Origin of the sequence: Microbispora amethystogenes (assembly GCF_016863015.1) — a bacterium.
Lineage (GTDB): Bacteria > Actinomycetota > Actinomycetes > Streptosporangiales > Streptosporangiaceae > Microbispora > Microbispora amethystogenes.
In genome coordinates this window covers 34,497-60,042 of record NZ_BOOB01000019.1, presented here as the reverse complement: position 1 = coordinate 60,042, position 25,546 = coordinate 34,497, and the positions used below count along the sequence as shown (strand labels likewise).

General features: G+C 70.3%; 27 protein-coding genes and 1 riboswitch. Of the genes, 7 read left to right on the top strand and 20 right to left on the bottom strand.

Going from position 1 to position 25,546, the window contains the following annotated elements:
• Positions 1 to 19: 19 nt before the first annotated feature.
• The 12 genes from Mam01_RS15050 to Mam01_RS14995 form a co-directional block, all read right to left on the bottom strand.
• A complete protein-coding gene (locus Mam01_RS15050; RefSeq protein WP_204285952.1) occupies positions 20 to 1,243 on the bottom strand; it encodes an ATP-grasp domain-containing protein in 1,224 nt (407 codons plus the stop codon).
• Positions 1,240 to 1,791: a cupin domain-containing protein gene (locus Mam01_RS15045; protein WP_204285951.1), complete on the bottom strand. Its 552-nt coding sequence runs from the start codon at positions 1,789 to 1,791 to the stop codon at positions 1,240 to 1,242. Before Mam01_RS15045 ends, Mam01_RS15050 begins: the two co-directional genes overlap by 4 nt.
• A complete protein-coding gene (locus Mam01_RS15040; protein ID WP_204285950.1) occupies positions 1,791 to 2,729 on the bottom strand; it encodes a hypothetical protein in 939 nt (312 codons plus the stop codon). The genes Mam01_RS15045 and Mam01_RS15040 overlap by 1 nt, the downstream gene beginning before the upstream one ends.
• Before the next feature lie 4 nt (positions 2,730 to 2,733).
• Positions 2,734 to 3,189, bottom strand: a complete 456-nt coding sequence (locus tag Mam01_RS15035; RefSeq protein WP_204285949.1) for a GNAT family N-acetyltransferase — start codon at positions 3,187 to 3,189, stop codon at positions 2,734 to 2,736.
• Positions 3,186 to 4,091, bottom strand: coding sequence for a beta-ketoacyl-[acyl-carrier-protein] synthase family protein (locus Mam01_RS15030; protein ID WP_204285948.1), 906 nt, complete (start codon positions 4,089 to 4,091; stop codon positions 3,186 to 3,188). The genes Mam01_RS15035 and Mam01_RS15030 overlap by 4 nt, the downstream gene beginning before the upstream one ends.
• Positions 4,092 to 4,370 carry a hypothetical protein gene (locus Mam01_RS15025; protein ID WP_150936401.1) on the bottom strand — a complete coding sequence of 93 codons (279 nt, stop codon included), beginning with the start codon at positions 4,368 to 4,370 and terminating at the stop codon, positions 4,092 to 4,094. It lies immediately after the preceding gene.
• On the bottom strand, positions 4,363 to 5,271 hold the full coding sequence (locus tag Mam01_RS15020; protein ID WP_204285947.1) for a chlorinating enzyme: 909 nt from the start codon (positions 5,269 to 5,271) through the stop codon (positions 4,363 to 4,365). Before Mam01_RS15020 ends, Mam01_RS15025 begins: the two co-directional genes overlap by 8 nt.
• Entirely contained in the window at positions 5,268 to 6,191 is a 924-nt protein-coding gene (locus Mam01_RS15015) for an amidohydrolase family protein (protein ID WP_150936397.1), read from the bottom strand. Before Mam01_RS15015 ends, Mam01_RS15020 begins: the two co-directional genes overlap by 4 nt.
• Complete coding sequence (locus Mam01_RS15010) at positions 6,188 to 6,418, bottom strand: acyl carrier protein (RefSeq protein ID WP_204285946.1); 231 nt, start codon at positions 6,416 to 6,418, stop codon at positions 6,188 to 6,190. Before Mam01_RS15010 ends, Mam01_RS15015 begins: the two co-directional genes overlap by 4 nt.
• Positions 6,415 to 7,917: an AMP-binding protein gene (locus Mam01_RS15005; RefSeq protein ID WP_204285945.1), complete on the bottom strand. Its 1,503-nt coding sequence runs from the start codon at positions 7,915 to 7,917 to the stop codon at positions 6,415 to 6,417. Before Mam01_RS15005 ends, Mam01_RS15010 begins: the two co-directional genes overlap by 4 nt.
• Complete coding sequence (locus Mam01_RS15000) at positions 7,907 to 8,146, bottom strand: hypothetical protein (RefSeq protein ID WP_204285944.1); 240 nt, start codon at positions 8,144 to 8,146, stop codon at positions 7,907 to 7,909. Before Mam01_RS15000 ends, Mam01_RS15005 begins: the two co-directional genes overlap by 11 nt.
• Before the next feature lie 598 nt (positions 8,147 to 8,744).
• Positions 8,745 to 9,458, bottom strand: coding sequence for a LysR family substrate-binding domain-containing protein (locus tag Mam01_RS14995; RefSeq protein ID WP_239101316.1), 714 nt, complete (start codon positions 9,456 to 9,458; stop codon positions 8,745 to 8,747).
• 54 nt (positions 9,459 to 9,512) lie between these two features.
• Between Mam01_RS14995 and Mam01_RS14990 the strand changes: the two genes are divergently transcribed.
• On the top strand, positions 9,513 to 9,878 hold the full coding sequence (locus Mam01_RS14990) for a DUF5997 family protein (RefSeq protein WP_150936386.1): 366 nt from the start codon (positions 9,513 to 9,515) through the stop codon (positions 9,876 to 9,878).
• 45 nt (positions 9,879 to 9,923) lie between these two features.
• Here Mam01_RS14990 and Mam01_RS14985 read toward each other — a convergent pair whose 3' ends face one another.
• Genes Mam01_RS14985 through Mam01_RS14965 form a run of 5 tightly spaced genes read right to left on the bottom strand, consistent with a single transcriptional unit; the run spans position 9,924 to position 13,223 of the window.
• Positions 9,924 to 10,361 (bottom strand): YkvA family protein, encoded by a 438-nt coding sequence (locus Mam01_RS14985; RefSeq protein WP_204285942.1) that lies wholly within the window; start codon positions 10,359 to 10,361, stop codon positions 9,924 to 9,926.
• A 30-nt stretch (positions 10,362 to 10,391) separates the two neighbouring features.
• Complete coding sequence (locus Mam01_RS14980) at positions 10,392 to 11,630, bottom strand: NAD(P)/FAD-dependent oxidoreductase (protein ID WP_239101315.1); 1,239 nt, start codon at positions 11,628 to 11,630, stop codon at positions 10,392 to 10,394.
• A 17-nt stretch (positions 11,631 to 11,647) separates the two neighbouring features.
• Positions 11,648 to 12,247: a GTP cyclohydrolase I FolE gene (gene folE, locus Mam01_RS14975; RefSeq protein WP_204285941.1), complete on the bottom strand. Its 600-nt coding sequence runs from the start codon at positions 12,245 to 12,247 to the stop codon at positions 11,648 to 11,650.
• Position 12,248: 1 nt separating this feature from the next.
• Positions 12,249 to 12,677 carry a hypothetical protein gene (locus Mam01_RS14970; RefSeq protein ID WP_204285940.1) on the bottom strand — a complete coding sequence of 143 codons (429 nt, stop codon included), beginning with the start codon at positions 12,675 to 12,677 and terminating at the stop codon, positions 12,249 to 12,251.
• 33 nt (positions 12,678 to 12,710) lie between these two features.
• Positions 12,711 to 13,223, bottom strand: a complete 513-nt coding sequence (locus Mam01_RS14965; protein ID WP_204285939.1) for a DUF2231 domain-containing protein — start codon at positions 13,221 to 13,223, stop codon at positions 12,711 to 12,713.
• A gap of 132 nt (positions 13,224 to 13,355) precedes the next feature.
• Here Mam01_RS14965 and Mam01_RS14960 point away from each other — a divergent pair, with 132 nt between their 5' ends.
• Together Mam01_RS14960 and Mam01_RS14955 are read left to right on the top strand one after the other, a co-directional pair.
• A complete protein-coding gene (locus Mam01_RS14960) occupies positions 13,356 to 14,063 on the top strand; it encodes a helix-turn-helix transcriptional regulator (RefSeq protein WP_204285938.1) in 708 nt (235 codons plus the stop codon).
• Positions 14,064 to 14,231: 168 nt separating this feature from the next.
• The gene (locus tag Mam01_RS14955; protein ID WP_204285937.1) at positions 14,232 to 14,720 is read left to right on the top strand and encodes a GNAT family N-acetyltransferase; all 489 of its coding nucleotides are present in this window, start codon (positions 14,232 to 14,234) and stop codon (positions 14,718 to 14,720) included.
• A 52-nt stretch (positions 14,721 to 14,772) separates the two neighbouring features.
• On the opposite strand, the gene Mam01_RS14950 is transcribed toward Mam01_RS14955, so the two are convergent.
• The 3 genes from Mam01_RS14950 to Mam01_RS14940 form a co-directional block, all read right to left on the bottom strand.
• Positions 14,773 to 16,032 carry an RNA polymerase sigma factor gene (locus Mam01_RS14950; RefSeq protein ID WP_204285936.1) on the bottom strand — a complete coding sequence of 420 codons (1,260 nt, stop codon included), beginning with the start codon at positions 16,030 to 16,032 and terminating at the stop codon, positions 14,773 to 14,775.
• Between the two features lie 130 nt (positions 16,033 to 16,162).
• Positions 16,163 to 16,537: a YciI family protein gene (locus Mam01_RS14945; protein ID WP_150936367.1), complete on the bottom strand. Its 375-nt coding sequence runs from the start codon at positions 16,535 to 16,537 to the stop codon at positions 16,163 to 16,165.
• Positions 16,538 to 16,588: 51 nt separating this feature from the next.
• Positions 16,589 to 17,248 (bottom strand): DUF998 domain-containing protein, encoded by a 660-nt coding sequence (locus tag Mam01_RS14940; protein WP_204285935.1) that lies wholly within the window; start codon positions 17,246 to 17,248, stop codon positions 16,589 to 16,591.
• A 273-nt stretch (positions 17,249 to 17,521) separates the two neighbouring features.
• Between Mam01_RS14940 and dnaE the strand changes: the two genes are divergently transcribed.
• The 4 genes from dnaE to Mam01_RS14920 all read left to right on the top strand — a co-directional run bounded on the left by dnaE (position 17,522) and on the right by Mam01_RS14920 (position 25,545).
• Positions 17,522 to 21,106, top strand: a complete 3,585-nt coding sequence (dnaE, locus tag Mam01_RS14935; RefSeq protein WP_204285934.1) for a DNA polymerase III subunit alpha — start codon at positions 17,522 to 17,524, stop codon at positions 21,104 to 21,106.
• 44 nt (positions 21,107 to 21,150) lie between these two features.
• The gene (locus Mam01_RS14930) at positions 21,151 to 22,656 is read left to right on the top strand and encodes a cobyric acid synthase (RefSeq protein ID WP_204285933.1); all 1,506 of its coding nucleotides are present in this window, start codon (positions 21,151 to 21,153) and stop codon (positions 22,654 to 22,656) included.
• Between the two features lie 32 nt (positions 22,657 to 22,688).
• Positions 22,689 to 22,836: riboswitch (adenosylcobalamin (AdoCbl) riboswitch) on the top strand.
• A 46-nt stretch (positions 22,837 to 22,882) separates the two neighbouring features.
• On the top strand, positions 22,883 to 23,452 hold the full coding sequence (locus tag Mam01_RS14925; protein ID WP_204285932.1) for a histidine phosphatase family protein: 570 nt from the start codon (positions 22,883 to 22,885) through the stop codon (positions 23,450 to 23,452).
• A complete protein-coding gene (locus Mam01_RS14920; RefSeq protein ID WP_204285931.1) occupies positions 23,449 to 25,545 on the top strand; it encodes a VWA domain-containing protein in 2,097 nt (698 codons plus the stop codon). Before Mam01_RS14925 ends, Mam01_RS14920 begins: the two co-directional genes overlap by 4 nt.
• Position 25,546 lies beyond the last annotated feature (1 nt).

Sequence of the window (25,546 nt, the reverse complement as noted above, 5' to 3'; positions counted from 1 at the left end):
CTCCACGTGCGCGGCTTGGTCATGCGGGGCTCCACGTGCAGCGCAGTGCCGCCAGGGACTGGTCCAGTGCGGCGGAGACCTCCTCGCGGGTGGACGCGGTGGCGGTGGCGAAGGCGACGCGGGCTTCCATGAGGTCCTTGTTCGGCAGTTGGACGACCTCGCCTGGGCCGGCCAGGGGAACGGCGAGGTCCGTCTCCGGGGGGAGGGCCGCCTCGTCGAAGGCGATCTGCTCTACGCGGGTCTCGGGCCACGGGGGGTAGGCGAACCTGATTCCGGCGCATGACGTGCGTACCGGTGTCAGGTCGGGGTCGACGCCGCAGGACACGGCGGCGAGGGCCAGGCCGGGGGCCACGCCGGAGGCGTTCTCGCACAGGTAGGAGATGAGGTCGCCGCCCAGCCGGCCGTTGATCTCGATGAGTTTCGGGCCCTTGCCGGTGAGTTTGAGTTCGGTGTGCGTGGCGCCGGTCGAGTAGCCGATGGCGGTGTGGACCTGGGCGAGGAACTCGATGATCGCGGGGTCGGCCAGCAGCGGGTCGGCGGCCTGTGTCCAGTGGCCGGTCTCCTCGAAGTACGGCGCGTAGCCCATCTCCTTGTGCGAGACGAAGATCGGCATGACCTGGCCGTTCCGCACGACCGAGTCGACGGCGATCTCCTCGCCGGTGAGGTACTCCTCGATCAGGACGGAGCGGTCCGGGGAGCGCAGGCCGGCGGCCGGGAGACGGTGCGCGGAGGGGAAGTGACCGGCCAGTTCCCCGGCGTCGTGAATGAGCGCGACGGCCTGGCTCGCGACGCCGCCTCTCGGCTTGACGACGATGGGATAGCCGAACTTGTCGGCCACGGCGCGCGCCTCGGTGAGGTCGCCCACCAGGACGGATTGGGGCTGTGGGACGCCGCGTGCGGCGAGGGCCGAGCGGGTGAGGTGCTTGTCGCGGCAGGCGCGTGCGGCGTCGGGACCGGGGCCTGGCAGGCCCGCGGCGGCCGCGGCGAGCGCGGTGTCGACGACGTGGTCCTCGGCCCACGTCATGACGCCGTCGACGCCGCCTTGCGCGACGATCTCCTGGACGGCGGCCGCGATGCCGTCCGGCGTCATGCCGGGCACGACGCTGACGCCGGTGACGTACGGCGTCTCCCATTCGGCCGGTCTGCCGATGACGATGTGGACGTCGTGGCGCTCACCGATGCCACGCAGCATGAACTCGCGGTACAGGCGGGGCCCTGTCCCGACGACGACCAGCCTCGTCATGTCGGCCGCTCGGCGCCGATGCCGACGAACGCCATCAGTGCCGGGGTCTCGGAGCGGTTGTGCCAGGCGTGCGGGGTCCCCTGCTGGACGACGCAGGCACCGGGGGTGAGCCGCACCTCGTCACCGGAGTCGAGTTCGAGCCACAGCTCGCCTTCGAGGCATATGCCGTAGTCGAGGGTGTCGGTGGTGTGCATCCCCGAGGTGTCGCCGGGTTCGAAGACGTCCATCAGGCCGGGGAGGCGTTCCTGGACCTCCGCGTCGATCTCGGCCTGGTCGTCGGGGGACGGTGGTCCGGTGAGCGCGGACGCGGGCGGGAAGCGCACGAGCAGGAGCCGCGTGCCGCCGGCTCCGGCGAAGAACGGCAGCGTGATCGGGCCGGGAGCCTTCGGGCCGACGGTCGCGCCGCCGTCGGGGCTGCCCCACAGCAGGTACATCTCCTGGCCGGGGAACGCGCGTGCCGTGATCGGCGGGACGGGCGTGTCGCGTACGACGACCGCTTCGCCGTCTGGGCCGTAGCCGGTCACGACCAGGCGTGGATCGATCGGCATCAGAGTCCTCCCAGCCCGCGCAGCCGCTTCAGCGTGTCCTCCTCGGCCGTGCGGAGTTCCGCGCACGCGGCGGCCACGCGGGACGCGTCCACCCGGCCGATCGCCTTGCCGATCATCAGCTGGTTCCTGATGTCCCTGCACCGGCCGACGAGGTCGGCGAGCGCCGGATCGGCGTCCGCGTACGCCGGTTGCCGCTTCGCGAACTCCCGCAGGCAGGCCCGTGACCCCTCGTACACCGAGAAGGCGTCGTACAGCAGGGCGATGGTGCGCGCCGGGGTGATCCACGGTGTCCCCAGCAGGTCCGCGACCCCGTCGAGCAGGGCGTAGGTGTCGTCGTAGGTCCGCAGGACCTCGGTGAACGCCGCCGACGACCCGGCCGCCGCGGCGGCGGCGTCGTACGGGCCGACGGGGAACCAGCTGACGTGCCGCAGTTTGCCGTTGTCGAACGCCGCGGCGACGACGTCCTCGGGATAGGCGTACCGGCACAGCACACTGGCCTGGTTGTCGTCGAGGATCGACCAGAGGCCGTCGGCGTGGGAGGTGAGGGTGATCGTGTGGACGACGTGCTCGCTGCGGTACTCGGGAGTGTGCGGGAGGTAGTAGACGTCGATGAACAGGATCACGTATCCGGTGCGCTCGACGGTGTCGAAGATGAGCTCGCGTGCCTGCGCGTAGGTGTCGAACGGCACGTACTCACGGGTGATCCCGACGCGTGCGAGTGCGGCGGGGTCGAGCAGGTCGCTCTGGAAGTCGTACTTCGGCCGGCCGAGGCGGATGACCTGGTCGGCGATGTCGTCGCCGGCGACCAGGCAGTTGTAGAAGGCCAGTGGCAGGTCGGGGACACGCTCGGCGAGCATGACCATGGCCTGCCGCTGGTAGCAGTTGAGGAACGACCGGTCGTACAACTGCTGGTCGTAGTCGTGGACGACGTCCTTCATGTCGTCAGACCGTCCGGGTCATGAAGTAGCTGTGCGGGTCGGGGCCGTAGCCGTCGAACGGGCCGCAGGCTTCGAAGCCGAACTTCTCATACAGCTTCCTGGCCTGCTCGAAGGGCTCGGTCGCGCCGGTCTCCAGGCTGAGCCGTTCGATGCCCATCGCCTTGGCCTCCGCCAGTATGTGGGTGAGGAGCAGGCTCGCGATGCCGTCGCGCCGGCGCTCGTAGGCGGTGCGCATGGATTTGATCTCGGCGTGCGTGTCGTCGATGCGCTTTATCGCGCCGCAGCCGACGAGCTGGTCGCCGTCGTACACCGACCAGAACGTGACCTCCGGGACCCGGAGCCTGTCGAGGTCGAGTGCGTACACGCTCTCGGAGGGGGTGATGGCGTGCATCTCCCGCAGGTGGTCCTCCAGGAACGCGGCGATCTCCGGGCCGCGGAGATCGTCGAGCACGATCTTCATGTACCTGCCTCCAGTAGTGCGCACGCGAAGAAGCCCGGCGCGGAGGCCTGCGCGAGGTAGAGAGCTCCTGGCTCCAGGCCGGTCTTGTCGTGGTAGTCCGTCAGATTGATCAGCCAGTCGGCGTTGCCGCAGTGGCCGTACCGAGTCATCGGCTCCTGGAAGTGGAGCTTCTCGCGGGCCTGTCCGGCGGCCATCGCGTTGAAGGTCGCGATGGGTGCGAACAGGCTCGAAGTGAAGATCTTCGCGACGTCCTCCGGCGTGCGTCCGGCCTGGCCGAACGCCTGGCCGAGCGCGGCCCGCGCCACCGACTGCCGGGTCGCGAACGTGTCCTCCCCGACCATGCCGGAGAAGTCGGTGGCGACACCGGTCCCCACGAGCGTGAGGCCGGCGTGGTCACGACTGATGAGGCAGCCGGCCACGGCGTCACCGAAGACCGCGAAGGACCTCACCCGGTCGCGGTCGTCCGGTGTGAAGTCCAGCGCCACCAGTACGACGTTGCGCGCGCCCGCGACGGCCAGGCCCCAGGCGTACCGCAGAGCCTCGATGGAGCTGCAGCACTGCTGGAGCGACACGATCGTGGGAACGCACGCGGTGAGCCCGGCGGCGCGCATGACGTCGACGGCGACGTCCCTGCCGAGCAGGCCGAGCACGCCGTCCGAGGTCGCGAGCACAAGCCGGTCCACCTCGGCCGCGCGGACGCCGTGCCCGCTCAGCACCTTCGCCACACAGTCCACGATGTACGGGGTCACCGGCCCGGTCATCTTCCGGTACGTGCCCGTCCCCATCGCGGCGAACGCGGTGTCCGGCGACACCGCGCGCCACAGGTCCTCGAATCCGGGGATGTCCTCAGGACGGCCTTCGGCGTGACCGGTGACCCAGGTGAAGGACCCGATGGCCGCCACTCAGACCTCGACCGGCGCGCCGGCGTCGATCTCCTCGATCACCGACAGGATGCCTTCGACCTCGTCGAGCATCGGCACCCACTCGGGACGCAGCGCGATCTTCCCGCCGGCCTTCTCCTCGATGTAGTTGTTGACGAGGATGAGGATGTTGAGCGAGCTGATGCCGAGTTCGGCACGTGACGTGCTCTGCGCGACCTCCTCGTAGGTGAGGTCCGGCGCCATCGGCTGCGTGCCGAGGAAGTCGACGAAGTTCCTCAGCCGGTCGTCGATCTCAGGCATTGGCCACCCGCCTGAACTCGTAGCCGTTGAGGTTCTTGGTGTAGATCCGGTTGTAGCCGTACCTGTCCTCGCCGGAGACCAGGACGCAGCCGTGGTAGTCGAGGCTGATCTCGTCGCCGAACTCGACCAGCTTGTCCACGTGCTCGTACACCTTGGTCTGCGGGATCACGTACCTGGACGCGTAGCCGAGGCGGGTCTGGTCGCTGATGTTCGGCAGGGACCCGTGGACGCATTTCTCGACGAACAGGACGAACTGACCGGGTTCCATCTCCATGTCGACGACGTCGTCCTTCTCCGGGTCCCAGCTCGGGTCTATCTGGAGCTCGGAGTAGTCGTAGCCGAAGAAGTCGGTCTTGCGCTCCGGGCTCTTGGTGAGTCGTTTGGTCTCGTCGTAGAACCAGCGCTTCTGACTGCCGCGGATGAAGCGCAGGCAGCCGTTCTCGCGTTTGGCCGGGGAGAAGGCGGTCCAGACGCTGACGTCCTGGAGGACCGTGTCGTCGTCGCGGCTGTAGGCGAAGTTCAACGAGGGCGTGGCGGCGGTCGTGGTCTCGCCGACGATGTACTTCTCGACCTGGTGCCAGCCGGTGCCGGCGTCACCCGGCTGCTTCTGGAAGATGTTGGACTTCCAGCAGATGATGTCGTCGCCGAGGAGTGAACGCAGCTTGTTCACGATCTCGGGCCGTGAGATGTGCTCGGAGAGCGTGTCGCAGTCCAGGTGCCGGTCGTAGTTGATGATCGTCGAGTTGTGCGGCTTGTTCTTCGACAGCGCCATCTCGATCATGGCCTTGCTCCAGATCTTCTGAGCCTCGCCGGGCTCGTACAGATCGAAGGGGCCGACGTAGCCGTTGTCCTTGAAGAACTGGACCTGCTCGGCGGTGAGACCGTCGGTCAACGATGTCATTTGCCCGTGCCCTTCTTGTCGAGAAGCCGTTGTGCGTTTTTCCACATGAACAGGTCGCGGTCGGCCTGGGTCATCTCGGCCGGGAAGGCTCCTTCGGCTGTGAGTCGTTCCACGAAGCTGGTCTGCTTGCCCTGCAACCGGAAGATCGGCCAGTCGGTTCCGAACAGCACCTTGTGGTTGATGTTGCGGCGGAAGAACCGGTTGAGCCCGGCCACCCCGTCGGGGGCCTCGTAACCGCTGGCGTCGATGTAGACGTTCGGCCGGTTGTTGCAGAGCATCGCGCACTCGTCGGGGTAGTGGACACTGCCGTGCGCGAGCACGAAGTCCACGCCGGGGAAGTCCCGCGCGGGCCGGTCCACGTAGATCGGCAGCGCGATCTCGAAGTCGAGGGCCGGGGAGGTCGCGCCGATGTGCGACAGCACCGGCAGCCGGTGCTGCGCGCAGATCTCGTAGAACGGGTAGAGCGCCTTGTCGTCGAGGCGGTAGCCGCACGGCGGGTAGAGCTTCATCCCGTCGAAGCCGTACTCGACGATGGCCCGTTCGAAGAGCGCGATCCCGTCGGCTCCCCACCGCGGGTCGACGCCGACCAGGACGCGGAAGCGGCCGGGGTGCCGGTCGGTCACCACCTTGTGGTGGTCGACGATCTCCTCGATGGTGTGCGTGCCGTCCTTCAGCGCGTAGGTGAAGTCGGGCATCAGCAGCACGGCCTCGTCGATCCCCGCCTCGTCCATCTCCTTGACGAGCTGGTCGCACAGCGGATCCTGGAGGGTAGCGTCGTGCATGCGGCGCAGGTGTTCCTTGCGCGCCGGCAGGCCGCGCGCGTGCATGGCCGCGGCCATGTTGTCGATGACCCCGTCGCGGAACGACGGCGGGAAGCACATCTCGGCCGCGACGTGGCAGTGAAAGTCAATGATCTTCATGAGGCCGCCTTCAGGCAGATGCCGACGATCTCGTGCACGTATTCGGCCTCGGTGAACTCCATGATGTGGCTCATGGTGTCGATGCCGGTCTGTTCCTCAAGGACGAACACGATGCTCATGAGCCCGATCGAGTCGACGCCGAGGTCGTTCCTGAGGCTCATGTGCGGTGCGACGTCCCTGCCCGGCAGGACGCCGGCGATGATCCGGCAGATCTCGTCCTCGGTCACCTGTCTCCACTCGTCCAGACGGTGCGCCTGACCGCGCTACGGTCGATCTTGAAGTTCCTGGTCAACAGGCCGCTCTCAACGGTGAGCTCCTCCGCCGGGCGGACGAGAGTCGTCGCGATGCGGTGCGACGGCTCGTGGTCCGCGTTCATCCGTGTGATGTGCGCCTCGACCTCGGCCGCCCTGCCCGGGTCGTCCAGCCAGACGACGCAGGCGAGCAGCGCGGCGCCGTCCGGCAGGGCCACCATGGCGCGGACGCCGGGAAAGGCGCGTTCGATGCCGGCCTCGAGCTCGGCCGGGTTGATCTTCACACCGCTCCGGGTGATGATCACGTTGTTCTTGCGGCCGGCGAGCCGCAGGAAGCCGTCCTCAAGGACCCCGAGGTCGCCGGTGACGATCCTGCCGTCGGGACGGAAGACGGCGTCCTGCGTCTCGACGCCCTCGTACACGTACCCGGCGACCTGCGGCCGTTCGGCGCGCACGACGACCTCGCCGCCGTCGCCGAGTTCGACGGTGACGCCGTCCACGGGCCGTCCCGCCGTGCCGGCTCTGGCCGCGCCCGGCACGTTCATGGCGATCCAGCCGACCTCGGTGCTGCCGTAGATCTCGTACAGCGGCGCGCCGAGCTCCTGGAACAGGGTGACCATGGCCGGCGGCACCGGCGCGGACCCGGTGTACATGAGCCGCACCCGCGACCCGTACATCGACAGCCATCCGCGGCCCTTGTCCATGCGCTCGGCCGGGTCGGCGGCCATGACCCGGTTGTAGAGCACCTCGAAGAAGGACGGCGGGCCGAGGATGATCGTGGGTTCCACGACCTTGAGCGCCTGGAACATGATCTCCGGCGGTACGACGGTGGCCGCGCAGCCCGTCGAGATCGCGAGGTAGGTGAGGTAGCGCTGCTGGAAGTTCGAGTACGGCATCACGATCAAGATGTCGTCGTCCGTCGTGACCCGCCACGCGCGGGCCGACAGCTCGACGGTGTTGGCGATGCCGTCGTCGGTGAGCATCAGGCCCTTCTGCGTCCCGGCGGTGCCCGAGGAGAACGCGATCGTGCGCACTCCAGGCGGCAGCGCCGGAACGTCGTCGTGCCGGGCCGGGCCGAGCTTGACCGGCCGTTCGGACAGGACCGCGGTGGCCGCCGGCAGGCCGGCCTCGCCGGGGAGCGGCCGGGTCACCAGCAGCGCGGCCAGACGGAAACGCTCGACGAACGCGCCGATCTCCGCCGATTCGTGACGGTTCTCCGCGGGGATGGCGACGGGGACGCAGCCGAGCGCGAGCAGCGCGAGGTCGGCGAGAATCCACTCGTAGGAGTTCGGGCCGAACACGCCGACGAGGTCACCCGGACCGAGGCCGCTGTCGCGCAGCTCGTCCATCAGCCGGACGGCGTCGTCGTGGATCTCGCCGTACGTCTTGTCCAGCGTGGTCCTGTCGCGCGCCACGAACCGCATCCGCTGCGCGGGATGCTCGGCGAGCTTGTCCACCAAGGAGTCAACGAACACGGATGCGTTCCTGGACGAACTCGACGGGGCTCATGGACGCGAGGCGTAGCTCCTCGAGCCCGGCGATCACCACGTCCGGCTCCGCGACGAGAACGGGACCATCGAGCGCGCCGACCTTGTCGATAACCCGATAGATGCGCTCGAATTCGTTATCCGAAATACGGCCTGTGACATCGATTCCGCGGACTTCAGTGCCAATGTTTTCCGTAATGGGAATCAACTCGGGCAAAGCTGAACCTCGCATAGAAACCGTAGCGGCAACGGCCGGAGCATACGACACCGTCACAGCGGCACGCAAGATAGCGAGAAACTTTCACCAACCGATATCGGCCGCGCAACCGGCCGCGTTTAGTGTGGCGCCGAAACCCGCTCATCGATACTGAACAGGCGGTTTACATGTTACAAACTTCTCACTTCTATACGAGCGGCGAATTGCACTCGCGATCGGTCCAGAGATCGAAACGCCCCTTTGCCGGCCACCGGCCGCGTGTTACACTCCTGCCGCGTGTTCGATGACTGAAAAACGTGAAAGCGAGTATGCGTCGCGCTCGTACCAGGACGATCGGATCCCGCCCTGTCGATGTCGGCTGAATCGCGGAGTGACCACTGTTGCGGCTTTCCGAGATCGTCGCGAATCACGGCACACCGTTCCGCATTTACCACGCACGCGGAATCGCACCCACACACAGGGCGCCGGCCCGCGCGTTCGGTTGAACACCTACCGGCAGTATTCTGCGGTGAACGCCTTACCCCCCGAATACAGGACGGCGCGCGACGCCGGCGCGCTGATGCGGCATCGGCGGCACAGGCGTCTCCTGTCGCGCGGTTCAGCGGGGGCGGTGGCCCTTTCTGCCCCGGCCGGTTTGCGCGCTCCGGCGGCCCGATCCGCCCGGAGCGGGACTCCGCGGCTGTTTCCGCGCCTTCTCCTGAGCGGGCGCGGGGGCACGGCCCCGCGAACTGTTCGCCGTGCGCCCCCGGACGATGCCGATGAAGTCCTCCACCAGCTCGGTCGTCGCCTCCGTGGGCCAGGCCAGCGCGACCTGCGACTGCGGCGTCTCCACGACCGGCCGGTAGGTCAGGTCCTTGCGGTGATACAGACGCGCCAGCGACTGCGGCACCAGCAGCAGCCCGGTGCCCGCCGCCACCAGCTCGATCGCCTGCGCCGTCGTGTCCGGACGCGTGAAAGCCGGCCGCCCCGGCAGGGCCGTCCACTCCAGGGTGTCGTCCATCGGATGGAACACCTCGTCGTCGGCGAGATCGGCGACGGTCACCTCGTCGGCGGCGGCCACCATGTGGTCCTTCGGCACCACGACCATGGTGGTCTCGACGTAGAGAGGGATCACGCTGAGCCCTTCACGGTCCACGGGCAGCCGTACGAACCCGGCGTCGGCGCCGCCGTCGCGCAGGAGCTTCACCACCTCGGCGGCGGCGACGGAGACCAGGGTGAGTGGCACGTCGGGCACCCGCTCGGCCCAGACGCCGACCCATTTGGCGGGCGTCACCCCGGGCACGTACGCCAGCCGGAACTCCCTGTCGGTCACCTCCCCAGCGTACCGATGCCAGGGAAAGCGGCTCCGCGTCATACCCTTGACACCATGACCAAGCTCAAGGCCACTCAGACGATGAAGCCCGCGACCGCGGCCAAGAAACTGGGTGTGCTCCTCTCGGCCACTCCCGCCGAGTTCCAGGAGGGAGTCGTCTCCAGGGATGAGCTGAACGCGCTGCAGGCCGACCCGCCTGCCTGGCTGGCCGACCTGCGGCGCAACGGGCCGCACCCCCGGCAGGTCGTCGCCGTGAAGCTGGGCGTCTCCAACTCGGGCCTGGCCAGGGGCGGCATCACCGGGCCGCTGACCACCGCCGAGATCGACGCCATCAAGGCGGAGAACCCCGAGTGGCTGCAGCGCGAGCGCGAGATTCAGGCCGAGGTGCGCAAGGAGGCGCAGCGCCTCAAGCAGCGCTAGTCGGCCCACAGTTGCAACGCCACGCTTCGCCTGACGCCGGACGTGTTACTTCGATTGGCCGGAGTCGGTCGCCGTGCCCAGGCCGGTCAGCCGGGTCAGCGCGACGAAGCCGTCCTCGGTCCCTGGCCAGTGAGCGCGTACGGCCGGCAGGCCCGCACGGCGTACGACCGAACGAAGCACCGCGGTGACGATGATGGCGTCGTCGGCGTAGCCCAGGACCGGGATGAAGTCGGGGATCACGTCGATCGGCATCGCCAGGTAGGCAAGCAGCAGGCCCAGCCGGATGCGGATGCCCCGGGGCAGCGTGCTGTCGGCGGCGAGGCGGCGGACCAGGCGCAGCACGTCGGGCAGCACTCGCAGTGCCTCACGGAGCAACCCGCCCCGGGGCCGCAGGGCCGCCAGCACCAGGACCAGAGCGAGCCAGGCGAGCAGCAGCGCGCCCATCACGCCGATCGCCAGGTCCCACCAGAAGGAGCCGGTCATCACTCCTCCTCCGGGCGAAGCCGGAGCGACTCACGTTCTGCCGGCTTCGACGCTTCGGCGCCGAGCGCGGCCAGTGGCCGGCCGGGGTCGGCCAGCGCATGGGGGTCGACGGGTGTTCCGGTGCGGATCAACGCCTTGATCGGCTCGACGACGTCCCAGACGTTGACGTTCATGCCGGCCAGGACGCGACCCACCCCTGAGCCAGAAGGCGACGAACTCCCGCGCCGCCACGTCACCCCGGAAGACGACCTGGTCGTAGCCGCCCGGTTCGACGTGGCCGACGTACTCCATGCCGAGGTCGTACTGGTCGGTGTAGAAGTAGGGCAGGTCGTCGTAAACCGCCTCCCGGCCGAGCATGGTGGCGGCGGCGACCGCGGGCTGCTTGAGCGCGTTGGCCCAGTGTTCGACCCGTACGTGCCTGCCCAGCAGAGGGTGGAAGGCGTTGGCGACGTCACCGGCCGCGACGATGTCCGGGTCGCCGGTACGCAGGGCCGCGTCCACCACGACGCCGTCGTCCACGGGCAGCCCGGCGCGCAGGGCGAGCCGTACGTCGGGTTCGGCGCCGACGCCGACGAGGACGGCGTCGGCGGTGATCTCGTCTCCGTCGCCCAGCCGTACGCCGCCGGCTGTGATCTCGCTGACGGCGACCCCGAGCCGGAGGTCGACGCCGTGGTCGCGGTGCAGGGCGGCGAAGACCTGGGCGGCCTCGGGCCCCAGCACCCGCAGCAGGGGCAGTCGCGCCGCCTCCAGCACCGTGACCGCGACGCCGGCCTGCCGGGCGGCGGCGGCGACCTCCAGCCCGATCCAGCCGGCCCCGATCACCGCAAGCCGGGACACGCTCCCGAGGACGTCCTTGAGCGCCTCGCAGTCCTCGATCACGCGCAGGTAGCGCACGTGGGGGGCGTCCGCGCCGGGGATCGGCGGCCTTCGCGGGCGGGCCCCGGTGGCGAGCAGCAGCCTGTCGTACGCGATCACGTCGCCGTCGGCCAGTTCGACGTGGTGAGCGCCGCGGTCGAGGCCGGCCGCGGCGACGCCGAGCCGCAACTCGACGTCGTGGCCGGTGTACCAGCCTTCCTGGTGGACGAAGACCCCGGCCCGGTCGGTCCTGCCCGTCAGGTAGCCCTTGGACAGCGGGGGCCGCTCATACGGGCGGTGCGGCTCGGCTCCGATCAGTGTGATCCGCCCGTCGAATCCCTGCTCGCGCAGCGCTTCGGCGGCTTTGGCGCCGGCCAGGCCGGCTCCGACGATCACGAACCTCTGCTGTGCCACGGCGATGGTCTCCTTGTTCAGGCGCGGGTGCCGGTGAGGGCGAAGAACTCCTGACGGGATCGTGCGTCCTCTCTCAGGATGCCCAGCAGTGCGGAGGTGACGGTGGTCGAGCCGACGGCCCGCACTCCCCGCAGGGTCATGCAGGTGTGCTCGGCCTCGATCACGACGCCGACCCCCGCGGGTCGCAACCGCTCGGCGAGCCAGTCGGCCACCTGTTTCGTGAGCCGCTCCTGCACCTGCGGCCGGTGGGCGAAGTGCTCGACGACCCGAGCCAGCTTGGACAGCCCGAGGATGCGGTCGCCGGGGAGGTAGCCGACGTGGGCGACTCCGGCGAAGGGCAGCAGGTGGTGCTCGCAGACCGAGCGGACCGGGATCGCCCGGGCCAGCACGAGTTCGTCGTAGCCCTCCTCGTTGGGGAAGGTGGTCAGGTCGAACGGGCGGGGCGTGAACAGCTCGGCGTACGCCCGGGCCATCCGCGCCGGAGTCTCCCGCAGGCTCTCGGAGTCCGTCGAGATGCCCAGCGCCTTGAGGAACTCGCCGGCCGCCCGCTCGGCGGCGGCCAGGTCCACGCCGTCGAGCGGCTCGTCGATCGCCCGCAGGGCGGAACAGGAGCGCATGTCAGCCGCCGCTCACGCCGAGTGCGGTCAGCAGCACCAGCGCCACGGTGGCCACCGCCAGCAGACCGTGTCCGGCCACGATCACCACCGGGAAGTGCCGCTCGGGCGGTCCCGCCGCACCGGTGGCGCCCGGCCCGCCGGCCACCGCCTCACGGGAGCGGTAGGCGGGGATCCACCGGGCGAACATCGCGAAGCCCAGCAGCGCGACCGGGACCAGCAGGACCAGCGCGACCCACGCCAGGGCGGCGACGCCGGCGACCAGGTACACGATCCACACCACCAGCCCGGCGGCGGCCAGGGCGAAGTGACCGAATATCAGCCCTGGCGAGAAGCGGCTGGTACGCCGGCCTCCTCTGGCGATCCAGACGCCCAGCATGACGAAGCCGCCCACGGCGGTGAGCAGCCAGGTGACCAGTGCCGCGATACCCATGATGAGTTCTCCTCCTGTGATTGTGGACGGGGGTCAGCGCCGGAAACCGCCGGCCTGGGTGGCCTCGTCGGCCACCCGTACGCCGTACCGGTAGGCGAGCTTGCCGCCCAGGTAACCGGAGACCGCGAGCAGCGCCAGGCCGCCCGCCGAGAGCAGCAGCGGGCCGGGCGCGACGGCGCCCGCCGCCTCGTCGGCCCGGCGCCACAGGAAGCCGGCGGCGTACGCGGCGGTGACCACGAGGTTCAGCCCCATGTGGAGCAGACCCGTGCGGAACGCCGGCGTGCCGGCCGGGATGGCGAGCAGATCGAGGAAGCCGACCATCGCCGCGGCCAGCGCGCCGAGCACGCCGATGGCGATCAGCCACTTCGAGCCCTCGGCCAGGAAGCCCGGATCCGACGCGAACCGGGAGGCGACGTCGAAGACCATGCTCGCCACCCAGGCTCCGATCGGCACCGTGACCAGCATCGGGTGGAACGGATGGCCGTACGGCCCGGCCAGCACCGCGCTGACCGGTCGTTTGGCCTCGTGCGGTGCTCTGCCCGTCATCGTCGGCCTCCTCCGCGTGCGCCGCTAGTTACGCCAACAAATGTTGGTCTTATTTGAGTCGGCGGTCAAGAGGCCGCGGATATCGGCGGCCTCATGGTTTTCGACCGTGGTCGCGGGCGTTATCGTGACTGGGTGACGACCGATCCCGCGATCAGTGCGGTGGCCGCGCTCGACGACGTGCTGCGCCAGGGCATGTACACCTACATCCGCAGGGCGCGCCGTCCGGTGACCCGTGACGAGGCCGCCGCCTCGGTCGGAATCTCCCGCAAACTGGCCGCCTTCCACCTGGACAAACTGGTGGACGCCGGGCTGCTGCGCGCCCGCTACGAGCCGGTGGGCGGCATCCGCAAGGTCGGCCGCACGCCGAAGGTCTACGAGCCGGCCGAGACCGACATCCGCGTCACGATCCCCGAACGGCGGCACGAGGTGCTCGCCGGCATCCTGATGGATGCCGTCCTCGCGGAGGGCGAAGACGGAAGCGCCCGCCAGGCGGCGGTCCGGGTGGCCGGTCGGCGCGGCGAGGAGATCGGCGCCTCGGAACGGGCCCGGGCCAAGCCCGGCCGGCTCGGCGCGGAACGCGCCCTCACACTGATCGAGGGCCTGCTGTCGCGGCACGGCTTCGAGCCCGGCCGCGAGTCCCCCACCTGCGTACGGCTGCGCAACTGCCCGTTCCATCCGCTCGCGGCCCGGGCCCCGGAACTGGTCTGCGGGATCAACCACGCCTTCCTCGAGGGCGTGCTCACCGGCCTGGAGGCCGGCAGGGTGCGGGCCGTCCTGGCGCCCCGGCCGGGAGAGTGCTGCGTCGAGCTGCGCTCCTCCCCCCAAGGCGACAGCGCCTGACCGGCGGCGGCCGCCGTACTGTCCCCGCTGAGCGGCAGTGTCGCCCTCGGCCGGCGTGACGTGGCAGGGCGAACGGCCTGAGCGGGAAGGGTACGCGCGTCGGTAGAGGTGCCGGATTTACACCGGCTGTGCGCCCGGTTGTAGGGCGATCAAGGGGAATCACGGAGAATGCTGATCAGAGAAGCCCGCACGTCCGACTGGCCTGCCATCTGGCCCTTCTTCCACCGCATCGTGGCCGCGGGGGAGACCTTCACCTATCCCGTGGATCTGGGGAGGGAAGAGGGGCGCGACTGGTGGCTGTTGCCCGAGCCGGACCGCACGGTGGTCGCCGTGGACGACTCCGGCACGATTCTGGGCACGGCCAAGATGAACCGCAACCACATGGGCAACGCCGGACACATCGCCAGTGCCAGTTTCATGGTCGACCCGGCTCACGAGGGGCGGGGAGTGGGCCGGGCGCTCGGCGAGTACGCGGTGGGGTGGGCACGGGCGGCCGGCTTCCGGGCCATGCAGTTCAACGCGGTCGTGGAGACCAACGTGCGCGCGGTGGGACTGTACCGTTCGCTCGGATTCGAGGTGCTGTGCACCCTGCCGGAGGGTTTCCGCCACCCCGTGCTCGGCTACGTGGGTCTGCACATCATGCACCGCGCCCTGTGAGCCCGTCCCCATCACGACGTCGCCAAGCCTCGGAACGGCTCTGTGGGGCGGGTCAGGCCGAGAGAGCGGTGGCGCGGGCGAGGAAGAGATCGCGCTCGCGTGCGTTCCGGGTCAGCCCGGCGGCGCGGCGGAACTCGGCGGCGGCCTCCTCGGACCGGCCGAGCCTGGCCAGCAGGTCCCCGCGTACGGCGGGCAGGTGCGCGTACCCGCGCAGGGCGTGCTCGTCCTGAAGGCCGTCGGCGATCTCCAGCCCGCGCGCGGGCCCGTACGCCATGCCGACCGCGACCGCCCGGTTCAGCTCGACGACGGGCGACGGGGTGAGGTGGGCCAGCAGCCGATAGAGGGCGGCGATGCGTTCCCAGTCGGTGGCCTGCGGGGTGAGCGCGCGTGCGTGACACGCGGCGATGGCCGCCTGCAGCCCGTACGGCCCGAGCGTGCCCAGTTCCCCGGCGCGGCGCAGCGCCTCCAGGCCGCGGCGCACCAGGAGCCGGTCCCAGTGGCCGCGGTCCTGGTCGAGCAGGAGGACGGGCGTGCCGTCAGGGGCGGTTCTGGCCGGAATGCGTGATGCCTGGAGTTCCATGAGCGCGAGCAGGCCGTGCACCTCGGGTTCTGCGGGCATGAGGCCGGCCAGGACCCGCCCGAGACGTATGGCCTCCTGGCACAGCGACGGGCGGGTCCAGTCGTCGCCGGAGGTCGCGGCGTACCCCTCGTTGAAGATCAGGTAGACGACCTCCAGGAGGGAGGCCAGCCGCACCGGGAGCTCCGCGGGCGGCGGCAGCTCGATCGGGATCTTCCTGTCGGCGAGCGTGCGTTTGGCGCGGGAGATGCGCTGCCCGACGGTGGGCTCGGGCACGAGGAAGGCGCGCGCGATCTCGGCGGTGGACAGCCCGCCGAGCAGGCGGAGGGTGAGCGCGAGCCGCCCTTCGGCGGGGAGCGCGGGATGGCAGGCGGTGAAGATCAGGCGGAGCAGGTCGTCGCCGATGTGGTCGTCGAGGGCGTCGTCGAGCTCGGCTTCCGCCGACTCCTGGCGGAGCTCCATGTCCCGGCCGATCTCCTGCAGCTTGCGCTGGTAGGTGTCGCGACGGCGGAACCGGTCGAGGGCCCGGTGCTTCGCGGTGAGCGTCAGCCAGGCCCCCGGATTGTCCGGCACGCCCTTGCGTGGCCACTCTTCGAGGGCGGCCACCAGCGCGTCCTGCGCGAGCTCCTCGGCCAGCCCGATGTCGTTCACCATGCGGGCCAGGGCGGCGATGACGCGGGCCGACTCGATCCGCCACACCGCCTCCACCGCCCGGTGCGGATCAGGTGACGTCATGCGTCCTGCATACCGCATCCGGCCGCGGAGCGACGTCCGCGGCCGGTGGAGCGGCCGGTGGAGCAGCCGGTGGAGCAGCCGGTGAAGCGACTGGTGAAGCGCTGACGAGGCGGCCGGCGGACGCCGCGGGTCAGGCCGGTGCGGCGAAGTCCTCGGGCCCGAAGAGCCGCAGTACGTCGGCCTCGCCCTCCCATCCCGGCCACAGGTCGCGGTGCAGCCTGAGGAAGCGGGCGGCCCATTCCACCGCCTCCTCCTTGCTCCTCACCTCGTACAACGCGTAGCTGATCAGCTCCTTGGCCTCGGCGAACGGCCCGTCGCTGACGATCAGCCGGCCGCCGGCGACCTCGACTCTCGCCCCCTCGGCGCTGCCCGCGAGGCCGCTGGTGTCGAGCAGGGTCCCGGCCTCGGTGGCCTCCTGGCCGAGCTTGACGATGGCCTCCATGAGGTCGGCCGGCGGCGGCCCGTCGGGCTGGGCGGCGACCTTGAGGGTGACCAGGTATCGCATCGTGAACTGCCTTTCTCTATGGAACTTTCTCTATGGAATCGGTGGGGAAGGTCAGGCGGCCTGACGGGACAGGTTCAGCGACACCAGCGACAGCCAGGTCCAGACCGCAACGATGCCGGCGACGAACATCAGGTTCGTCCAGGCGGCGCCGCCGCCGGATGCGATGCCGGCGAAGGAGCCGAGGAACAGCGTGCCCGTGACACGGGAGTGCAGGGCACCGCCGCTGCGGCCCTCACGGGCCTGCCGCGAGGCGACGACGTAACAGGCCGCCGCCATGCACAGGAACCCGACGCCCCCGGCCGCCATGTGCAGGATCCCCGAGAGGGTGACGAGTCCCGGCCCCTCCGGGGTGCCGGCGGGGAAGCCCATGGCGGGGTCGGCGGGGAAGATCGCCGCTCCGATCATGCTCGCGCCGAAGACGCCGACCAGGATCGGCGCCCACCGGGCTCCCCGTCCGGGCGCCAGGGCGTGGCGCAGGCCGACGGCGGCGGCGATCACGGCCAGGCCGGTGAGGACGAAGTTCGCGGTCTGGATCCAGCCGAGATCGCCGTTGGCGAGGTAGCTCCACGGATGGCGGGCCAGGTCGAAGCCCTCCCGGGTGAGCGCCTGGGCCATGGCGACGGTCACGTACGCGGGACCGGCGACGACGCCGCAGCCGAGGAGCAGACGCTGGGCGGAGATCGGTCGGGAGTAGGCGATCTGCTGGGTCATGGTGGTCGTCACCTCGTGTCGGCGGGGCCGGCCCGTCCGGCCCTCTGGACACGCTGCGAACGAGCCGGGCCGGTTTCGACACGCGCCCGGAAGATTTTCCAAGATTTTTTCCGCGCCTGGATGTCGCAGGTGCGGCGCACGACTCGCCGTGGGCTCCTGAGGTTTCTCCAGCACCGGGAATCACGCCTCTGCCGATGAGCCACGACGGCCCCTCCGGGCTCTCGATAGAGTTGGGGTTCTGCTCGCCCCACCACGAAAGGCCAGAGATCACCAGTGGCTGATTCGTTCGTTCACCTGCATGTTCACACCGAATACTCCATGCTGGACGGAGCGGCGAAGATCGGCAAGCTGGCCCAGCGGGCGGCCGAGCTGGGCATGCCCGCGATCGCGATGAGCGACCACGGCAACATGTTCGGCGCCTACGAGTTCCAGTCGAAGATGAAGGCGGCCGGGGTCAAGCCGATCATCGGCATCGAGGGGTACGTCAGCCCCGAGTCCCGCCACTACAAGCAGCCGGTGTTCTGGGGCGAACCCCACCAGCGCAAGTCCGACGAGCGCACCGGCCTCGGCGGCGACGTGTCGGCGAGCGGCACCTATCTGCACAAGACCATGTGGGCGGTCAACGCCCAGGGTCTGCGCAACCTGTTCAGGATCTCGTCGCTGGCCTCCCTCGAAGGCCACATGAAGAAGTACCCCCGCATGGACGACGACCTGTTCGAGCAGTACCACGAGGGGATCGTCGCCACCACGGGCTGCCCGTCCGGGGCGGTGCAGACGCGGCTCCGGCTCGGCCAGTACGACAAGGCGCTGGAGCACGCCGCGAAGTACCAGGAGATCTTCGGGCGGGACAACTACTTCCTGGAGATCATGGACCACGGGGGGATCCCGATCGAGACGGGGGTCCGCGAGGACCTGCTGCGGATCGGCAAGACCCTCGGCATCCCGCCCCTGGTCACCAACGACTCCCACTACGTGACCGAGGACCAGTCGACCGCCCACGACGCGCTGCTCTGCGTCGGCACGAACTCCCTGCTCAGCGATCCCAACCGGTTCCGCTTCTCCGGCAACGGCTACTACGTGCGCACCGCCGAGGAGATGTGGGCGCTCGACCCCAATTCCGACCTGTGGGCCGAGGGCTGCAAGAACACCCTGCTGATCGCCGAGCGGGTCGAGCCGTACGACGAGGTGTTCGCCCACCGCGACCTCGCCGCCAAGTTCCCGGTCCCCGAAGGGGAGACCGAGATGAGCTGGCTGCGCAAGGAGGCCCACAGCGGCGCGGTGCGACGCTACGGCGACCCCGTGCCGGCCGAGGTGCTGGAGCGCATCGAGTACGAGCTCGGCGTCATCGAGGGCATGGGCTTTCCCGGCTACTTCCTCGTCGTCGCGGACATCTGCCGTTACGCCAGGGAGAGCGGCATCTGGCTCGGCCCGGGCCGAGGATCGGCCACCGGGTCGATGGTGGCCTACGTCACCGGGATCACCGAGCTCGACCCCATCGAGCACTCCCTGCTGTTCGAGCGGTTCCTGAACCCTGAACGCATCTCCATGCCCGACGTCGACCTGGACTTCGACGAGCGTAGGCGCGGTGACATGATCCGTTATGTCACGGAGAAGTATGGCGAGGACAACGTCTCGCTGATCATCACGTACATGACGATCAAATCGAAGGCGGCGGTCAAGGACGCGGCCCGCGTCCTCGGCTACCCCTTCCCGGTCGGCGAGAAGATCACCAAGGCGTTCCCGCCGGCCGTCATGGGCAAGGAGATCCCGCTCACCGGCATCTTCGACGAGAAGCACCCCCGGTACGCCGAGGCGACCGAGCTGCGCAAGCTCTACGAGGAAGACTCCGACGTCAAGCGGGTCATCGACACCGCGCTCGGCCTCGAAGGACTGACCCGGGGCACCGGCGTCCACGCCGCGGGCGTCATCCTGTCGTCGCAGCCGCTGCTCGACGTCATGCCGATCTTCAAGCGGCCCGACGACGGAGCCCGCATCACCGGCTTCGACGGACCCAGCTCCGAGTCCATGGGCGCCCTGAAGATGGACTTCCTGGGCCTGCGGAACCTGACCGTCATCGGCGACGCGGTGCAGAACGTGAAGGACAACCGCGGCCTCGACCTCGACATGCTCAGTCTCGCGCTGGACGACAAGAAGACCTACGAGCTGCTGGCGCGCGGCGACACGCTCGGCGTGTTCCAGCTCGACAGCTCGATGATGCGGGACCTCACCAAGCTGATCGCCCCGACCCGGTTCGAGGACATCTCATCCATCCTGGCCCTGGGCCGTCCCGGCCCGATGGGGGCGAACGCGCACGTCAACTACGCGCTGCGCAAGGCCGGGCAGCAGGAGATCACCCCGATCCACCCCTCGCTCAAGGAAGTGCTCGACCCGATCCTCGGCACCACCTACCACCTGGTGGTCTACCAGGAGCAGGTCATGGCCATCGCCCAGCAGCTGGCCGGCTACACCCTCGGTGGCGCCGACATCCTGCGCCGGGCGATGGGCAAGAAGAAGAAGGAGGAGATGGACAAGCAATGGGCCACCTTCTCCTCCGGCATGGTCGCCAAGGGCTACACCGAGGAATCGGCGAAGGCCGTCTGGGACGTCCTTGAACCGTTCAGCTCCTACGGCTTCAACAAGTCCCACACCGCCGGCTACGGACTCGTCTCCTACTGGACGGCCTACCTCAAGGCCAACTACCCGGCCGAGTACATGGCCGCCCTGCTGACCTCGGTCGGCACGAACAAGGACCGCATGGCGCTCTACCTCGCCGAGTGCCGCCGGATGAAGCTGAAGGTCCTGCCGCCCGACGTCAACGAGTCGGGCCTGCGGTTCTCCGCCGTCGGGGAGGACGTCCGCTTCGGCCTGGGCGCGATCCAGAACGTCGGGGAGAACGCCATCAAGGGCATCATCTCCGCGCGCCGTGAGAAGGGCGCCTACACCGACTTCAACGACTTCCTGACCAAGGTCCCCCAGGTCGTCTGCAATAAGCGCACCATCGAATCTCTGATCAAGGCCGGCGCGTTCGACGGCCTCGGGCACACCCGCCAGGGGCTGATCCAGATCCACGACCAGGCCGTCGACGCCGTGATCGACGTGAAGCGCAAGGAGGCCCTCGGCCAGGACTCGCTGTTCGGCGCGTTCGACGACGACAGCGGGGCGGGCAGCGTCTTCCACATCTCCGTTCCCGAAGGGGAATGGGACAAGAAGACGAAGCTGTCCTTCGAACGGGAGATGCTCGGCCTCTACGTCTCCGACCACCCCCTCAACGGCGCCGAACGCATCCTCGAACGCAACCGGGACCTCAGCATCGCCCAGGTGCTGGACGGCCAGGCCGGGCAGGGCAACGTCCGCATCGCCGGCATCATCTCCGGCGTCGACAAGAAGGTCACCAAGAAGGGCGACGTCTGGGCCATCCTCAAGATCGAGGACCACGACGGCTCCATCGAGGTGCCCTGCTTCCCGCAGACCTACCAGCTGTACGGCAGCAACCTCGCCCCCGACCTGGTCGTCGCCGTCACCGGCCGGATCCGCTCACGCGGCGACGGTGACGAGGCGACCATCTCCTTCAACGCCACCGACATCACGTTCCTCGACATCTCCGGCATCCAGGCCGACGGCCGCGAACCGATCGTGATCGCCCTCCGCGAGGAGCGCGTCAACAGAGAGCTCGTCCACGAGCTCAAGCGGATCCTGACCGTCCACCCCGGTGAGACCCCAGTACGGCTGCGCGTGGAGCGGCTCAACCGGAAGATCAATGTCGTGGAGCTGCCCGACTACGCGGTGAACATCAACAACGGCGCGTTCGCCGGCGACATCAAGGTCCTCCTGGGCGCGAACGCGCTCGTCGTGCCCTGACCCGCCTTTCCCGTACGGTCCCCCGGCCGTATGCTGTCCGGCTTGTGAAGGGTGGACTGCTGGTCGCGGGGACGACGTCGGACGCCGGGAAGAGCGTGGTCACCGCCGGGATCTGCCGGTGGCTGGCCCGGGAGGGCGTGCGGGTCGCGCCGTTCAAGGCGCAGAACATGTCGCTCAACTCCTACGTGACCGCCGACGGCGCGGAGATCGGGCGGGCGCAGGCCGTGCAGGCGGCGGCCTGCGGGCTGGAGCCGACGGCCGACATGAACCCGATCCTGCTCAAGCCGGGCAGCGACCGCCGCAGCCAGGTCGTCGTACGCGGCCGGCCCGTCGCCGACGTCGACGCCGTGGAGTACGGCGCCCGGCGGGACGAACTGCGGGCCGTGGCGGTCGAGTCGTACAGGCGGCTGGCCGCCGAGTTCGACGTGGTGGTCTGCGAAGGGGCGGGCTCCCCGGCCGAGATCAACCTGCGGGCCGGGGACATCGCGAACATGGGCCTGGCCCGGGCGGCCGGGCTGCCGGTGGTCGTGGTGGGAGACATCGACCGCGGCGGGGTCTTCGCGCACCTGTACGGCACGGTCGCGCTGCTGGACGCCGCCGACCAGGCCCACGTCTCCGGTTTCATCGTGAACAAGTTCCGGGGGGCGCGCGAGCTGCTCGCTCCCGGGCTGGACATGATCGAGGGGTTGACCGGGCGGCGCGTCTACGGCGTGCTGCCCTGGCTCGACGGGCTCTGGATGGACGTCGAGGACTCCCTGTCGCTCGACACCCGGCCGCTCGGCACCCTCCCTCTCGACACCCGGACGCGGGGCGCGGCGGCGGCCGGCGGGGCGCTGCGGGTGACGGTCGTGCGCTATCCGCGGATCTCGAACTTCACCGACGTGGACGCGCTGGCCGCCGAGCCGGGGGTCGTGGTCACGTTCGCCACGTCCCCGGACGGGTGCGCGGACGCCGACCTGCTGGTCCTGCCCGGTTCGCGGGCCACCGTCAGCGACCTCGCCTGGTTGCGCGAGACCGGGATCGCCGAGCTCGTGACCCGGAGGACGGGGCCGGTGCTCGGCATCTGCGGGGGCTACCAGATGCTCGCCCGCACCATCACCGACCAGGTCGAGTCGGGCGCCGGCCGGGTCGCCGGGCTGGGGCTGTTACCCGCCGACGTCGTGTTCGCGGCCGAGAAGACCCTCGGACGCCCGAGCGGCGAGGCCTACGGGCATCCCGTGGAGGCGTACGAGATCCACCACGGGATCGTGACGCGCGACGCCGGCGAGGGGTTCCTCGACGGATGCCGCGTGGGGAACGTGTGGGGCACGACCTGGCACGGAGCGCTGGAGAACGACGGGTTCCGGCGGGCGTTCCTCTCGGAGGTGGCGCGGGCGGCGGGACGGGAGTTCCACGGCGACCCCGGCCTCTCCTTCGCGGCGCTGCGGGAGGCACGGCTGGACGCGCTCGGGGACCTCGTCGAGCGGAACGTCGACACCCGCGCCCTGCTCGCCCTCATCGAGGCCGGACCGCCTCGGGGACTTCGGATCCTGCCCCCTGGCGCGGTCTGAGGCTGTTGACGCTGATTGTCCGGAACGGGTACCGTCCGGAAGGTTTCGCGGTGACCAAGGGAAATCCGGTGAGATGCCGGTGCGGTCGCGCCACTGTATCCGGGGCATGGACCCCGGGAGCCAGGTCGCTTGGCCACCGTGACCTCGTCTGCCGGGACGCGTCATCCCTGAGGAGGCCCTTGTGAGCGACCTACGCGCCGTCGAGCACCATCCGCGCGGCTGAGCCGTGCTGTTCATCCGTCAGGCGGGGACGCCCGGTGCCCGGCGTGCCTGCTTCCCCATGCCCGAAGACCCCGATCCGTCGGGAGTCGCCCAGGCCAGGGCACAGGCCGCCGTGCTGGGCCTCCCCGACGACGCGCTCGTCCTCACCGCGCCCTGGGCCGCCGCCGTGGCGACCGCCCGGGCCGTGTCGGACCGCGAGCCCGTCGTGGCCGGCGCGCTCGCCGAGGCCGATTACGGAGACTGGGCGGGACGCCCGTTCGGGGAGGTCGCCGCGGCCGACCACGCGGGGATCGGCGCGTGGCTGACCGACCCGGACGCCTCCCCGCACGGCGGGGAGAGCCTCGCCGAGATGGGCGCGCGGGTGGCCGCGTGGATGGAGTCGCTCCGCGCGGACGCCGCCCGCGTGGTCGCCGTCTGCGACGCCGGGCCCATCCGGGCGGCGCTCGCGCACGCGCTCGGCCTGACCGCGACGCGGGCCGCGGTCTTCGACGTCGCGCCGTTGTCCCACACCAGGTTGGCCGCCGGGCACGTCGGCTGGCGGATCACGTACGTCAACCGGAAGGCCGCACCGTGAACCCTGCCTATCCCTTCAGCGCCGTCGTCGGGCTCGACGACCTGAAGCTGGCCCTGGTGCTGAACGCGGTGTCGCCCCGGACCGGCGGCGTCCTGGTGCGCGGGGAGAAGGGAACCGCGAAGTCCACGATCGTCCGCGCGCTGGCCGCTCAGTTGCCCCCGGTCACCGTGGTGGCGGGGTGCCGCTTCCACTGCGACCCGGCGGCGCCCGATCCCGGCTGCCCCGACGGGCCGCACGAGCCGGACGCCGCTCGGGTGCGGCGGCCGGCGTCGCTGGTGGAGCTTCCGGTCGGGGCGTCGGAGGATCGGCTGGCCGGGTCGCTGGACCTTGAGCGAGCGCTGACCGAAGGGGTCAAGGCCTTCGAGCCCGGGCTGCTCGCGGCGGCCCATCGGGGTGTTCTCTACGTGGACGAGGTGAACCTCCTGCACGACCATCTGGTCGATCTGCTGCTCGACGCGGCGGCGCTCGGGGTCTGCTACGTGGAGCGCGAGACCGTCTCGGTACGGCATGCCGCGCGGTTCCTGCTCGTCGGGACCATGAATCCGGAGGAAGGGGAGCTCCGGCCGCAGTTGCTCGACCGGTTCGGGCTGACCGTCGAGGTGCGGGCGACCCGGGAGCCCGGCGAACGGGCGGAGGTCGTCCGGCGGCGGTTCGCGTTCGACGCCGACCCCGAGGGGTTCGCGGCTCGATGGGCCGCTGAGGAGGCCGCGCTCGCCGAGCGGATCGCGGAGGCCCGGACCGCCCTTCCGGCGGTACGGCTGCCCGACGCGCGGCTGCGGCAGATCACGGCCGTCTGCGCGGGTTTCGAGGTGGACGGTCTGCGCGCCGATCTCGTCACCGCTCACGCGGCCGTGGCGCACGCCGCCTGGCAGGGGCGGGACGTGGTGACCCGGGAGGACGTCCGGGTGGCGGCCCGTCTCGCGTTGCCGCACCGCCGTCGCCGCGACCCGTTCGACGCGCCCGGGCTGGACGAACGTCTTCTCGACGACCTGCTGGACCGGACCGAGCCCGACGGCCCCGACGACCCGGACGACCCGGACGACCCGGACGACCGCGACGCCCCCGGCCGGCCGGAGGGCCCTGACGATCCCAGCGGCCCCCAATCCGATGGCCCCCGATCCGATCGCGCGCGGCCCGATGGTTCGCAGTCCGATGGTTCGCAGTCCGGCTGCCCCGCTGCCCCGTCTCACGAGATCTCGGGCGAAGGCGGCGGTGGCCCCGCGTCCGACCCTCCCCCCGGTGACGGGACCGGCCCCGCCCCTCGGTCCGGTGACGCGGCCCCCCAAGGCTCCGCCCCGGACGACGTGGCGGCGGTGGGGACCCCGTTCCGCGTGCCCGTACTCAGGGTCGCCGGAGTGGGCGAGGGCGTGGCGGGCCGGCGGTCCAGCGGCCGGGGACGCCACGGCCGCACCATCGGGGCCCGCGTCGCGGGCGGCACCGGTCCCAGCGCCATCGATCTCCCCGCCACCCTCCTGGCGGCCGCACCCCGCCAGGCCCTCCGGGGCAGACGCGGCCCCGGCCTGATTCTCAGACGCGAGGACCTCCGCGAGCCCGTCCGCGAGGGCCGCGAAGGCAACCTCGTGCTGTTCGTCGTCGACGCCAGCGGCTCGATGGGGGCGCGCAGGCGGATGGCGGTCGTCAAGACGGCCGTGCTGAGCCTGCTGCTGGACGCCTACCAGCGCAGGGACAAGGTTGGCCTGGTCGTCTTCCGCGGCAGGGGCGCGACCGTGGCGCTCCCCCCGACCTCCTCGGTGGAGGCGGGCGCGGCCCGGCTCCGCGCGCTCCCGACGGGCGGGCGCACCCCACTGGCCGAGGGCCTCGCGACGGCGGCGGAGGTGCTCCGGGTGGAACGGATGCGCGATCCGGACCGCCGCCCCCTCCTCGTCGTCGTGACCGACGGCCGTGCGACCTCCGGCGGAGACGTGACCCGCGCGGCCACCGCGCTCGCGGGGGTGACCTCGGTCGTCGTCGACTGCGAGAGCGGGCCGGTCCGCCTGGGCCTGGCGGGCGCGCTGGCCCTCCGGCTGGGCGCACGGGTGCTCCCGCTGGAGTCGCTGGGCGATCTCGTACGCGATCGAAGGAAGGCGGGCTGAG